Below are 12,907 nucleotides of genomic sequence, written 5' to 3'. Positions count from 1 at the left end.
GGCCGGTGCCGCCCGCACCGCGGTCGAACCGTTGCGGCTACTGCCGTTCCGGGTCGCGCTCGCCGTGGCGGGTCAGTGCGAGACCTGCCAGTGGCTGTTCGCCGTCTGCAGCGTGAACGAGAGCCCGTAGCAGCCGAAGTCCGTGCTGGACACGCTGCCCGGCGGCGTCACCGACGAGTTGCCCGTGGTGAGCGCGGTCCAGGTGCCGTTGACCTTGATCTGGAGGTTCGCGGCGTGGAACTGGGTGCCGTAGGTCTCCGTGCAGTAGTAGCCCTCGCCGGTGGCGGGGTTGTACTCCGTGTAGACCTCGAACATGCTCCAGCCGCCGTGCGGGTCCACGAGCTTGATCGGGTCGGCGCTGGTGAACAGCGCGTCCCACGTCGAGGTCGTGTAGTTGTACAGGTAGGCCGTCCACGAGTTGGTCACGGGGTCGGTCTGCACGTCCAGCACGGTGTAGGCGGGCAGGCCCTGGAACGTCGTGGTGTAGGTGCTCAGGAAGGTGGCGTCGATCCAGGCCACGGCGGCGAAGCCGGGCGAGGCCGCGCACCAGTCCCACGCGCCGACGCCGTTGCCGCCCTGCCAGTAGAACGTGGTGACCTCGATGCAGGTCTTGCCGCTCGGCACGAGCGTCGGCGCGTACACCACGTCGGGGTTGCCCGGCGGGATGCTGATGCCGGGGTTGATGGTGTGGGTCGCCTGCGCGCCGTCGGAGACGACGGTCGGGAACGCGCCCCAGACGGAGTGCAGGGAACCGCTCCACGGCGGCAGGGTGACGGTGTCGGCCCGCCGCTGCTCGTGTCTCGCCTGGAACGCCTCGCCCCGCTGGAGGACCTGCTCGCCGAGCTTCGCGCCGGCGGCGGCTCTGGCCGCGTCACCGCGCAGCGCGGGCACCGCTTTCCCGCTGACCGGCGAGTCGGGCGTCGGTCGGCCGACCGCGACCGACTCGTCCGCGCCGGCCGACGCGGAGGCCGACCCGGGCAGGGCAGGCACCAGGAGCGCGCCGGCGGCCATCACCGCGACGGCGACCCGGCGGAGCGGCGAACGGTGTGACTGACGTGGTGAGGGCGTTGAGGACGGCAATGCCGTTTCCCTTCGACGGAGAGTGTTGGCGTGCCGCGGACGTGCGAGGGCGCGAACGACGCATGCCATGTCCCCCAGGACGTCGCGGCAACCGAAGCCTGCTCCTCGCCCGCGATCACGGCCATAGCGCGACGATGTTGCGTGCGGACGTCCGAACCGTTGCCCTTTGGTGTGCTTCGCGCCTTTGCCAAACCACAAGTGCGCTCGATGAAGGAACTCGCGTACGCGGACCTCGACTCCCGCGCTACGGGTTCCCGCTGGAGGACCGCCGCGACGGGATCGCCGGCTCCGCGTTGTGGCAGAACAAGGTGTACGCGTACCTGGCTTTGCCGGACGGCGTTCCGGTGGCGTGACGCCCTCCGCGCCGCCCACCGCCGGGCCATCCGTCGTCCGTCCGGGTGATCTTCGTCGTGGTGACGGCGGTGGGGTGGATCCTGGAGGCATGCGCAACGTGGTGGGGATCTTCTTGGCGGTCGTGGTGGGCGTCGGTCTGGCGCCCGCGGCCTCGGCCACGCCGGGCACCGGGGTCAGCGGGGTCACGCTGGTCCAGCGCGTGGTCGGTGACACGGAGTACGTCGTCCGGGAGGTCACCATCGCGCCGGGTGGCGCGACGGGGTGGCACTACCACCCCGGCTCGGTGTTCGGGCTCGTCAAGGAGGGGACCTTGACCCACTACCGCGCCGACTGCTCGGTGGACGGCGTGTACCACGGCGGTGAGGCGATCGCCGAGGAGGCCGGGCCCGGCTACGTCCACATCGGACGGAACCTGGAGTCGGGACCGCTGGTGCTGGAGGTGTTGTACGTGAACCCCGTCGGCAGCCCGCTGGCGGTGGACGCCCCGAATCCCGGCTGCCCGTTCGAGTAGCCCGCCGCACGGCACGGCGCGTGGTCACAGCAGGCCGGCCAGCTTGTAGAGCACCAGCGATCCGGCGACGGCGACGTTCAGCGTGGTGCCGTGGCCGACCATCGGGATCTCCACCACCTGGTCCAGCAGGTCGACGGCGGCGGGCTCGATGCCGTGCCGCTCGTGCCCGAGCACGGCCACGGTGCGCGCCCGTGCCGCGGGCAGGTCGGCGAGGCGGATCGACTCGTCGGCCAGTTCGACGCCGACGACCCGGGCTCCCTGCTCGCGTTGTCGGGTCAGCCAGCGCACCGGGTCGCCGGTGAAGTGCACGCACGTGCGGTGGCGCAGGGTGTTGCCCCGGGCCAGGGCTTCCGGCACCCAGGGCAGTCGCGGCACCGCCAGGCACGCGCCGACGGCGTCGCAGGTGCGCAGCAGCGTGCCCAGGTTCTCGCCGTGCATCGGCCACAGCGGCGCGGCGACGAGGTGTCCCCAGCACGAATGAGGTCGACGGCGGCGGGCGGCCCGCAGGTCCGCGCGGGTGCTCACCCGCACCGACGTCATGACGTGCGGGAGCGGTCCTCCCGCGGGACAAGGGAAAGGCTCATCGGTAGCGGGTGCTTCGCGGCGCACCCGAAGCCATCGAAGGCGAAGCGGTCGGCCACAGCATAGCCGTCGCCCGGGCCGTGCGGCGGCGCCTGGGACAAGCGCACGTCGTCACGCCTTGGCGGGCCGGCGCCGCCGCACGACCACCACCGCGCCGACGACCAGCACCAACCCCATCAGGATCAACGGCACCGCGGGCATCGGCCACGGCGAGCGGACGTACTCCTTGACGATCACGACCGCGCGGTGCGGCTCGTCGGTCGCCGCACGCGTGAAGCGGATGTCGTCGGTGATCTTCGCCGGCCGGAACTCGGCGTCGTAGCGGGTCAGGAAGCGCGGGCCGGTCAGCGTCGCGGACAACGTCGGGTACTGCGGGTCCGGCTTCACCTCGCCCGCGAACGTGAGGTCGGGCGCGCTGCTCGTCGGCGCCGGGTTGGTGATGTCCATCCGGTGGTCGGCCAGCACGTACAGGCGCAGCGGCTGCCTGCCCTCGGCCGTGGCGGACAGGCGCATCGGGTAGACCGGTGTGTCGGTCTCGAACGCCAGCCGCATCGGCGGCAGCCCGTCGGAGAGGCTGCCGGAGGTCGGCGCCAGGCGCACCGCGACGACGAGCCAGCCCTCCGCGAGGTACGGCACGAGCGCGCCACCGAGGGCCGGCGGCAGGGTGAAGTCGTTGGCGCCCAACCACTCCGTCACGGCGGTGGCGTCGGTGCCGGCGAGTTGGGCGACCTCGTAGGGACCGACCTCGACGTGGTCCACGACGGTGGCGCCGCGATCGGACTGCGGTGGCGCGCCCGCGCCGTCGCCGTCCACGACCACCCGCCGCACCTCGACGTCCGGGCGGCTGATCCGGTCGAGCTCGGTGAACAGCTCGCCCTCGGCCACCTCGAACCGGGCGCGCGCGGGCACCGGCATCAGGAACGCCGCCTGGGTCGCCTCGGACCGCGCCTGCACCGAGAGCGTGATCGACTCGGTGCGGCCGGTCAGCTCCACCAGCGCGGTCTCCTGCTGGGCGCGCAGCTTGTCGTTGGCGATGAACGCGCCGCAGGCGCACGCGCCGGACATCGCGGGATCGACCGCCACCAACGTGGCGGCGAGCGCGAGCACCACCGGGATCCTGGTCGCCATTCGGCCGATTGCCATGCCCCGTCCGACGCGCCCGCCCGCCGCCGGGTTCCGCCATCCGGCCGCCCGGCTCGATCGGCACGCCGACGGCCGACAGTTGACGTGCCCTCGGCGGCCTTTGCTATCGTCGAGGGGGAGAGCCGTGTGAAGGAGACCCGACGTGGCAGGTGAAGACGACATCTCCGGGTGAGCCCGGATGTGATCGGCCATCGGCGTTGCCGCTGTGGCCGTCTTAGTCGTCCACCTTTTCCTCTTGGGCACCGTGTTGCCCGCGTCACATCAGAGGTCTCACAAACATGTCCGAAACCTGCGTCGTCGTGTCCGGCCTGTCCTTCTCCTGGCCCGACGACACCCCCGTCTTCGACGGGCTGTCCTGCACCGTCCCGACCGGCCGCACCGGTCTCGTCGCGCCCAACGGCGCGGGCAAGACGACCCTGCTCAAGCTGATCGCGGGCGAGCTGCGGCCGTCGGCGGGCAGCGTCACGGTCGACGGCGTGCTCGGCTACCTGCCCCAGGACCTGCCGCTGACCGGTGAGCCGACCGTCGCCGAAGTCCTCGGTGTCGCACCCGTCCTGCGTGCCTTGGCGGCCGTCGAGTCCGGTGACGTCGCCGAAGAGCACTTCACCACGATCGGGAACGACTGGGACGTCGAGGAGCGCACCCGCGCCCAGCTCGACCGGCTGGGTCTCGGCGACCTCGCCCTCGACCGCCGCCTGCACACGCTCAGCGGCGGCCAGGTCGTCTCCCTCGGCCTGGCCGCCCAGCTGCTCAAGCGGCCGGACGTGCTGCTGCTCGACGAGCCCACCAACAACCTGGACCTCGATGCCCGCCGCAAGCTCTACGACGTGCTGGACGACTGGTCGGGCTGCCTGCTCGTGGTCAGCCACGACCGCGCCCTGCTCGACCGGGTGGACCGCGTCGCCGAGATCGAGGGCGGCGAGGTCCGCTACTACGGCGGGAACTTCACCGAGTACGAGCGGGCGGTCGAGGCCGCGCGGGACGTCGCCGAGAAGAACATCCGCAACGTCGAGCAGGAGCTCAAGCGCGAGAAGCGGGAGCTGCAGCAGGCTCGCGAACGGGCCGCGCGCCGGGCGAGCAACGCGGCGCGCAACCTGGGCAACGCGGGGCTGCCCAGGATCTTCGCCGGCACGATGAAGCGCAACGCGCAGGAGTCGGCGGGCAAGGCGAGCGGGACGCACGCGGCGCGGGTCGGCGCGGCCAAGGCCAAGCTGGACGAGGCCGAGCGGGCGTTGCGGGACGAGCAGAAGATCTCCCTGGAGCTGCCGCAGACCGCGGTGCCCGCCGGACGGACGCTCTTCCTCGGCGAACGCCTGCGCGCGGGCTACGGCGAGCGGCAGCTGTTCGCGGGCGAGGGCGCCGACCTGGCCATCCGCGGGCCCGAGCGGATCGCGCTCACCGGGCCCAACGGCTCCGGCAAGTCCACCCTGCTGCGGATCGTGCACGGCGACCTGGAGCCCGACGGCGGCGACGTCAAGCGGGCCGACGGTCGGATCGCCTACCTGTCGCAGCGCCTCGACCTGCTGGACGGCGGCCTCACGGTCGCCGAGAACCTGGCCGGGTTCGCGCCCGCGATGCCGCCGGCGCAGCGGATGAACCTGCTGGCGCGGTTCCTGTTCCGGGGTTCCCGGGCGCACCTCCCGGTCGGCGTCCTGTCCGGCGGTGAACGGCTGCGCGCCACGCTGGCCTGCGTGCTGTTCGCCGAACCGGCGCCGCAACTGCTGCTGCTGGACGAACCGACGAACAACCTCGACCTGGTCAGCGCCGGGCAGTTGGAGCGCGCGCTCAACGCCTACCAGGGCGCGTTCGTCGTCGTCAGCCACGACGAGCGGTTCCTCGCCGAGATCGGGATCGACCGGCGGCTCCGGCTGGAGGACGGCCGGCTGCGGGAAACCGCCGAGCCGACGGCGAGCTGAGCCATGGCCGAAGCAGCTCTGCTCGCACACGACCTCGTGCGCGTCCTCGGTGGACGGCGCGTCCTCGACGGCGTCTCGCTGACCGCGGCGCCGGGCCGCCGGATCGGGCTGATCGGCGAGAACGGCGCCGGCAAGTCCACGCTGCTGCGGGTGCTCGCGGGCGTGGACCACCCGGACCGGGGCCGCGTCGAACGGCCACCGGATCTGGGCTACCTGCACCAGGAGCTGTCGTTCGAGCCGGGGGCCGCGGTCGCCGACGTGCTCGACGACGCGCTGGCCGGCGCCCGTGAGGACGTCGCCGAACTCGACCGGCTCGCCGGCCTGCTCGCCGACGCGCCGGACGACGCGGACCTCCTCGCCGCGTACGCCGAACGCCTCGACCACGCCCAGCTGCACGAGGCGTGGGACGCCGACCGGCGGGCGAAGGTCGTGCTCGCCGGGCTCGGCCTGGACGACGTCGCGCACGACCGCACCCTCGGCTCGCTCTCCGGCGGGCAGCGGGCGCGGCTCGCGTTGGCGGCGCTGGTGGTCCGCCGGCCGTCCGCCCTGCTGCTGGACGAGCCGACGAACCACCTGGACGACGACGCGGCCGGTTTCCTGGAGGAGCAGTTGCGCGGCCTGCCGGGGGTCGTCGTGGTGGCGAGCCACGACCGGGCGTTCCTGGACGCGGTGTGCACGGACGTGGTCGACCTCGATCCCGCGCCGGGCGGTCCGGTGCGCTACGGCGGCAACTACACCGCCTACCTGGCCGAGAAGCGCGCCCAACGGGTGCGTTGGCAGGAGCGCTGGGCCGCGGAGCAGGCGGAACTCGCCGCCCTGCGCGACGCGCTCGGCGTGACCACGCACAAGGTCGCGCCGAACCGCGCGCCGCGCGACAACGAGAAGATGGGCTACGGGCACCGGGCGGGCCGGGTGCAGAACCAGATCGCGCGGCGCGTGCGCAACACCACGCGCCGGCTCGAAGAGCTGGCGCGGCGGCAGGTCCCCGCGCCACCGAGGCCGCTGAGCTTCGTCCCGGACACCCTCGTGGACGCCGTCGTGGACCCTGTCGCGGAGCAGGCGCCCGACGACGTGCTGGTGTCCCTGCGGGACGTGCGGGTGCCCGGACGGCTCGCGATCGACCGCCTCGACGTGCCTGCGACCGCGCGGTTGCTGGTCACCGGGCCGAACGGCGCGGGCAAGTCCACCCTGTTGCTCGTGCTGGCCGGCCTGCTCGAACCGGGCGGCGTGCGCCGGCGCGATGGGCTCCGGGTCGGCCTGCTGGGGCAGGACACCCGGTTCGACCGGCCCGGCCGCACCGCGCGGGAGACCTACGAGTCGGTGCTCGGCCCGGCGCGGGCCGAGGCCGTGCCGCTGCTCTCGCTGGGCCTGCTGCACGAGTGGGACGTGGACAAGCCCGTCGGTGACCTGTCGGTGGGCCAGCGGCGGCGGCTCGCGCTGGCGCTCGTCGTGGCCGACCCGCCCGGGCTGCTGCTGCTCGACGAGCCGACGAACCACCTGTCCCCCACTCTCTGTGACGAGCTGGAGGACGCGCTGGGCCCCGGGCCGGGCGCGGTCGTGCTCGCGAGCCACGACCGGAGGCTGCGCTCGCGGTGGCGGGGCGACGAGGTCCGCGTCGATGCCGTGACGTCCTGATCGCCGCAGATCGAGCGCCTGAACGTGGACGAGCACGGGTGATGTGGGAGTGGGCGGCCCGGCCGCACGTGAGGGGTCGCGGCCGGGCCGGGTGGTGCTCAGCGTCGCCAGTCGTTGGGACGGCCGGTGCGCCAGTCGTTGGGGCGGCCGTTGCCGGTGGTGATGGTGACGGTGCTCATGTGCTCTCCTGGGGTGCTCGACTCTGTGTGAGGGCTTGGTTACGGTGTCATCACCTGTGTGAGGCGGTGACACCCATATGGTCGCTGGGGGCCGACGACTGCGCGCATCCCCTCTGGGGTGGTGGCGCGGCTGGTCGCTGTGGCGGCTGCCGCGCGTCGTCCTGGTGTACGTGCTGGCGGTGGAAGTCGTGGCGGTGGCCGCGGTGGCGTCCGTGGCCACGTTGACGCCGGTCACGGGCCGCCATTGGGTGTGGTTCGCGGTGCTGGCCGGCGCGGCCGTGGTGCACTTCGAGGCGGCGCGCGGGCTGGAACGGGTGCGCGAGGTGGCGGCCGAGGGCAGCCCGTACGCGCATCCGCAGTCGATCTGGCTGTTCGCGGGCGTGCTGGTGCTGCCGCCGCCGCTGCTGGCCTGCCTGGTCGCGGTGAGCTACGGCTACGGCTGGCTGCGGATCTACCGGCGCAGCCCGCTGCACCGCAAGGTCTTCTCCGCCGCCACGGTGCTGCTCGGCTCCTGGTCGGCGGGCGCGATCCTGCTGGTGGTGCACCCCGATCCGGCGCTGCCGCACGCCGCGCAGCTGACCGGCCCGGTCGACCTGGGCGCCCTGGTGGCGGCCGGTGTCGCGTACTGGCTGGTCAACCTCGCGCTGGTGGTGGGCGCGATCCTGCTGTCCACGCCGGTCCGGCCGGGCCGCGACGTGCTGGGGCCGTTGAGCCAGCAGTTGGTCATCGCCGCGTCGATCGGGCTGGGCACGGGCTTGGCGGTGGTGCTGGTCACGGCGCCGTGGGTGGTGCCGGTGCTGGTGGTGACCATGCTCGGGATGCACCTGGGGCTGCTGCTGCCGGTCTACCGCACCGCAGCGCGGGTCGACGGCAAGACCGGCACGCTGACCTCGGTGGCCTGGACCGAGCGGGCCGCCGCCGAGCTGGCCCGTTCCGCGGCGACCAACGTGCCGATGGCCGTGCTGCTGCTCGACCTCGACCACTTCAGCGAGATCAACAACACCCGCGGGCACCTGGCCGGTGACCACGCGCTGCGGGCGGTGGCCGACGAGTTGCGCCGCCAGGTCCGCGACGGCGACCTGGTCGGCCGGTGGGGCGGTGAGGAGTTCGTGGTGCTGCTGCCCGGGACGGACCCGGCCGACGCCCGGCAGGTCGCCGAACGCATCCGCGCCGCGGTGCGGGTGCCGCTGACCGACGTGCCCGGCGCCGGGGTCGGCGTCGGCGGCGCGTTGCGGATCACCGCGTCGCTGGGCGTGGCGGTGTTCCCGGTCAACGGCGGCACGGTCGACGAGCTGCTGCTGGCCGCCGACACCGCCCTGTACCGCGCGAAGAACAACGGTCGGGACCGCGTGGAAACCGCGCCGTCCGGCACCGCCGGCTGACGGGATGGTCGACCAGGACGGCGGGCCGGTGCGGTACCGCGAAGTGTTCGCCTCCGCCGAGTTCCGGGCGTTGTTCGCCGCCCACACGATCTCCACCATCGGCGACCAGTTCGCCAGGGTCGCGCTCACCGTCCTGGTGTTCCGCGACACCGGCTCGCCCGCGTGGGCGGCGATCACCTACGCGTTGACGTTCCTGCCCGACCTGATCGGCGGTCCCCTGCTGGCGGGCCTGGCCGACCGGTACCCGCGGCGCGCCGTGATGGTGTGCTCCGACCTGGTGCGCGCCGTGCTGGTCGCGCTGATGGCCGTGCCGGTCCTGCCGTGGCCGGTGGTGTGCGGGCTGCTGGTGCTGCTGCAACTGGCCGGGGCTCCCGCGGTGCCGGCCCGGACCGCGCTGCTGCCGCACGTGCTGCCCGGTCCCGCGTTCCGCGCGGGCGCCGCCGCGCTGTCCACGGTGAGCCAGGCCGCCCAGGTGGCCGGGTTCGCCGCAGGCGGTGTCCTGGTCATCGCGGTGGGCACGGGCGGTGTGCTGCTGCTGGACGCCGTGTCGTTCGCGGTGTCGGCCGCGGCCGTGGCCTCGTGGGTGAAGAGCCGTCCCGCGCCCGGTGGCGCCGGTGTGGCACGGCCGGGGTGGTGGCGTGCGATGACGGCCGGCGCGACCCTGGTGTGGCGTGACCGCAGGCTGCTCGCGCTGATCTGCTTCGCGTCGCTGTCGGCGTTCTACATCAGCGGTGAGGCGCTGGCCGTGCCGCTGGCCGACCAGTTCGGCGGCGGGCCGGTGGCGGCCGGGCTGCTGTTCGCCGCCTACCCGGCGGGCTGCGCCCTGGCGAGCCTGGTCGTGGCCACCCGCCCGGAGGCGACCCAGCTGCGCGCCCTGCCGGTGCTGGCGGTGGCCACCAGCGCGCCGCTGATCGTCTGCGTCCTGCACCCCGGCCTGCCGGCCCTGGTGCTGCTGTTCGTGGCGTCCGGCGCCGCGTCCAGCTACCACGCCATCGCCTCGCCGACGTTCGCCCTGTGGACACCGGACGAGGCCAGGGGGCAGGTCTACGGCCTGGCGGTGACCGCGCTCAAGATCGCCCAGGGCCTCGGCGTCGCCGCCGCCGGGCTCGCCGCGGAGCACGTGCCGCCGCACCAGGTCGTGGCGGCGGGCGGCGCGCTGGGCGTGCTGGCCGCCCTGGGCGTCGGCGTGCTGTGGCGGCGCAGCGGCGCCACTCGGGAGGGACGGGCCGTCACCCGGTGAGGATCTCGTCGATGCGGCGCCCGGCGGCGTCCAACCCGTCCGCCACCTCGACCTCGCCCGCGACGATGTCCCGGATGGCCGGCTCGAACACGTCTTCGTAGATCTTCGCGAACTCCACGGTGCCCGGCATCAGGGGTCGGGCGATGCGCGCGTCGTCGGCGAACTCGGCCACGAACGGGTTGCCCGGCAACGAGTTCTGGTCCAGCCGGATCGACGGGTAGCCCGATCCCTCCATCCACCCCTCCTGCGCCCGCTCGCTGACCCAGTAGGTCAGGAACTCGTGCGCGGCCTTCTTCTTGGCCGGGGTGAGCCGCGCGTTGAGCGCCAACGACGTCGTCGCGCCGAAGGTGGCCTGGCGGACCGGACCCGGTGGCACCGGCGCCACGTCGAAGTCGACGCCGGCGGACTGGAAGCCGGCGGTCGCCCACGGACCGGTGATCATCATCGCGGCCTTGCCGTCGCGGAACAACGCCTCGGCCTCCTCCCCTGTGAGGCCGATCGGCGAGACCTCCTCCTCCCGCAGCAGGTCCACCCACGTCCGCACGGCGGCGATCGACTCGGGACGCGTCAGCGCGGACTTCGTGCCGTCGGCTTCGAGGAGGTCGCCGCCACCGCCCCAGAGCGCGATCGGCCACGTCGGCGTCGTGTCGTGGTCGGGCAGCACCATGCCGTAGCGCTCGGGCGTCCCGTCGCGGTCGCGGTCCTTCGTCGTCCTGGTCATCGCGTCCCGCCACTCGTCCCACGTGGTCGGCGGCTGGTCGGGGTCGAGGCCCGCCTCGGCGAACGCCGTCCGGTTGTAGTGGAGCTTGAGGCTGGTGAACGTCATCGGCACGGCGTACTTGCGGCCCTCGTAGGTCACCGCCTCGGTGGCGGCCGTCACCAGCACGTTCGACTCCGGGTTCGCCGCGAACCAGTCGTCCACCGGCGCCAGCACGCCCTTCTTCGCGTACTGCGCGAGCCGGGTGCTGTCGAACGCGGCGAGGTCGGGCCCGCCCTCGGAGGAGTACGCGGGCAGGAGGCTCTTGAAGAAGACGTCCCACGGCATGAAGTTCATCTCGACCCGGATGCCCGGGTTCGCCGCGTGGAACTCGTCGACGATCTCCTCCAGCGCCACGGCGTTCGGCCCGGCGTAGCCGCTCCAGAACGACAGCCGCACCACGGAGTCCGCCGCCGCACCCTGGTCGGTTCCGCAGCCGGTCAGCAGCGCGCCGACCACCGCGGCGACCGCGAACGCGTGTCGGGAACGGGTCGGCGTCGTGCGGCTGGCGGCCGTCATGGGCACCTCGCTCTCAGGGAAGTGTGAACGTTAACAGCGGACGTTCGGAAAGCTCAATACCTCCTTTCGAGACAGTGGCGATTCGTATAGCAGGAGGTGGGTTACGGCTGCCGGAGGCGTTCGACGTGAGTCTGTTAGCGGTAACAACCCCGTCAGCCGGCACGCCGTTCGGCGGCGATGATCGCGTCCAGGTTGCCGCGGGTCGCCTCCAGCTCGTCGATGGCCTCGCCGATCCGGTCCCGGTGCTTGACCAGCTCGTCGACCAACTCCGGGCAGCTCGGCAGCAGCAGGCCGTCGTCGTCCACCATGCACGGCAGCGCGGCCACGATCTGCGCGATGCTCAGCCCGGCCGCGAGCAGGACCCTGATCCGCCGCACCGCGGGCACGTCCGCCTCGCGGTACACGCGATAGCCGCTCGGCCGCCGTTCCGGGCGCAGCAAGCCGTGTTCCTCGTAGTACCGCAGCGCGCGCTCGCTGACGCCGGTCCGTCGCGACAGTTCCCCGATCCGCACCACGGCTCCCGGCTTGACTCTGACATCAACGTCAAGGTTTAGCTTAGCCGCCATGACACCCGTGACCGTCCTGGGACTCGGACCGATGGGCCGGGCGCTGGCGACCGCGTTCGCCGCCGCCGGCCACCCCACCACCGTGTGGAACCGCACGCCGGGCAAGGGGAACGACCTCGACGCCACCACCGCGGCCACCGCCGCCGAGGCGATCGCCGCCAGTCCCCTCGTCGTCGTGTGCGTGCTGAACTACGAGGCCGTGCAGTCGATCCTCGACGCCGACGCGCTGAAGGGCCGCACCCTGGTCAACCTCACCGGCGGCTCGCCGCGGCAGGCCCGCGAGATGGCCGAGTGGGCGGCGGGGCACGGCATCGACTACCTCGACGGCGTGATCCTGAACGGGATCGTCGGCGGACCGGACGCGGCGTTGCTCTACAGCGGACCGGACGCCGTCTACCGGGCGCACCGGGCCGCGTTGTCCGCGCTCGGCGAGAACGGCGTGCACCTGGGCGAGGACCCCGGCCGGGCCGCCGGGTTCAACGTGTCGCTGCTGGACCTGTTCTGGACGGCGATGTTCGGTGTGGTGCACGCGTTCCGGCTGGCCGCCGCGGAGCACATCGCCCCGGCCGACCTCGCCGGGCACGCGAAGGTGATGACCGGCCTGCTACCCGGCCTCGTCGACGTGGTCGCCGAGCACGTCGCCGCGGACCACTTCCCCGGTGACGCCTCCACCCTCGACTCGGCGGCGGCGATCCTGGACGACGTCATCGACACCGTCCGCGCGAACGGCCTGGACGACAGCGTGCTCAGCGCCGGACGTGCAGCCGTGAGACGGGCGGTCGAGGCCGGGCACGGGTCGGCCGGGTTCTCCCGCCTCGCCGCGCCCTGAGCCGCTCCCCCTCTGTCGGTTCGTCACCGGCCGTTCGCCTTATCGTCCGCGGTGTTCGGCTGAATAACGTCGAACCACCACCGAGTGGCTTATCCGCAGAATTGCGTGTCCAGGCCCCGGTGAAATCCCGGCAGGCCGGTCAGCAGGGCTGATCCCCGAATCCGGCTCGTCGGGGTGGCAGCATCCCGGCAAACGGGACTTCAGTGTAGAAAGG

General features: G+C 73.0%; 11 protein-coding genes. 6 read left to right on the top strand and 5 right to left on the bottom strand.

The features are described 5' to 3' along the window. Positions 1-72: 72 nt before the first annotated feature. A complete protein-coding gene (locus ADK67_RS19315) occupies positions 73-1,011 on the bottom strand; it encodes a hypothetical protein (RefSeq protein ID WP_053717844.1) in 939 nt (312 codons plus the stop codon). A 511-nt stretch (positions 1,012-1,522) separates the two neighbouring features. On the opposite strand from ADK67_RS19315, the gene ADK67_RS19310 reads away from it, so the two are divergent. Further along, complete coding sequence (locus tag ADK67_RS19310) at positions 1,523-1,945, top strand: cupin domain-containing protein (protein WP_053717843.1); 423 nt, start codon at positions 1,523-1,525, stop codon at positions 1,943-1,945. 24 nt (positions 1,946-1,969) lie between these two features. Here ADK67_RS19310 and ADK67_RS19305 read toward each other — a convergent pair whose 3' ends face one another. Beyond that, a complete protein-coding gene (locus tag ADK67_RS19305; RefSeq protein WP_053717842.1) occupies positions 1,970-2,485 on the bottom strand; it encodes a TrmH family RNA methyltransferase in 516 nt (171 codons plus the stop codon). Between the two features lie 153 nt (positions 2,486-2,638). After that, positions 2,639-3,670 carry a DUF2330 domain-containing protein gene (locus tag ADK67_RS19300; RefSeq protein WP_063797652.1) on the bottom strand — a complete coding sequence of 344 codons (1,032 nt, stop codon included), beginning with the start codon at positions 3,668-3,670 and terminating at the stop codon, positions 2,639-2,641. Between the two features lie 278 nt (positions 3,671-3,948). Here ADK67_RS19300 and ADK67_RS19295 point away from each other — a divergent pair, with 278 nt between their 5' ends. The 4 genes from ADK67_RS19295 (at position 3,949) to ADK67_RS19280 (ending at position 10,022) form a co-directional block, all read left to right on the top strand. Further along, positions 3,949-5,586, top strand: coding sequence for an ABC-F family ATP-binding cassette domain-containing protein (locus ADK67_RS19295; RefSeq protein ID WP_053717840.1), 1,638 nt, complete (start codon positions 3,949-3,951; stop codon positions 5,584-5,586). Between the two features lie 3 nt (positions 5,587-5,589). Continuing rightward, positions 5,590-7,221, top strand: coding sequence for an ABC-F family ATP-binding cassette domain-containing protein (locus ADK67_RS19290; protein WP_053717839.1), 1,632 nt, complete (start codon positions 5,590-5,592; stop codon positions 7,219-7,221). A 256-nt stretch (positions 7,222-7,477) separates the two neighbouring features. After that, positions 7,478-8,782 carry a GGDEF domain-containing protein gene (locus tag ADK67_RS19285; protein ID WP_082403590.1) on the top strand — a complete coding sequence of 435 codons (1,305 nt, stop codon included), beginning with the start codon at positions 7,478-7,480 and terminating at the stop codon, positions 8,780-8,782. Positions 8,783-8,786: 4 nt separating this feature from the next. Next, positions 8,787-10,022, top strand: coding sequence for an MFS transporter (locus ADK67_RS19280; protein ID WP_053717838.1), 1,236 nt, complete (start codon positions 8,787-8,789; stop codon positions 10,020-10,022). Here ADK67_RS19280 and ADK67_RS19275 read toward each other — a convergent pair. Both ADK67_RS19275 and ADK67_RS19270 read right to left on the bottom strand, forming a co-directional pair. Continuing rightward, positions 10,012-11,298 (bottom strand): ABC transporter substrate-binding protein, encoded by a 1,287-nt coding sequence (locus ADK67_RS19275; protein ID WP_053717837.1) that lies wholly within the window; start codon positions 11,296-11,298, stop codon positions 10,012-10,014. The genes ADK67_RS19280 and ADK67_RS19275 overlap by 11 nt on opposite strands. A 152-nt stretch (positions 11,299-11,450) precedes the next feature. After that, entirely contained in the window at positions 11,451-11,810 is a 360-nt protein-coding gene (locus ADK67_RS19270; protein WP_053717942.1) for a MerR family transcriptional regulator, read from the bottom strand. A 52-nt stretch (positions 11,811-11,862) separates the two neighbouring features. Between ADK67_RS19270 and ADK67_RS19265 the strand changes: the two genes are divergently transcribed. Beyond that, positions 11,863-12,693, top strand: a complete 831-nt coding sequence (locus ADK67_RS19265; RefSeq protein WP_053717836.1) for an NAD(P)-dependent oxidoreductase — start codon at positions 11,863-11,865, stop codon at positions 12,691-12,693. The last annotated feature ends 214 nt before the right edge of the window (positions 12,694-12,907 follow it).

This window comes from Saccharothrix sp. NRRL B-16348 (genome assembly GCF_001280085.1).
Classification (GTDB): Bacteria; Actinomycetota; Actinomycetes; order Mycobacteriales; family Pseudonocardiaceae; genus Actinosynnema.
The sequence above is the reverse complement of the archived record's forward strand: the minus strand, read 5'-3'. Positions and strand labels throughout refer to the sequence as shown.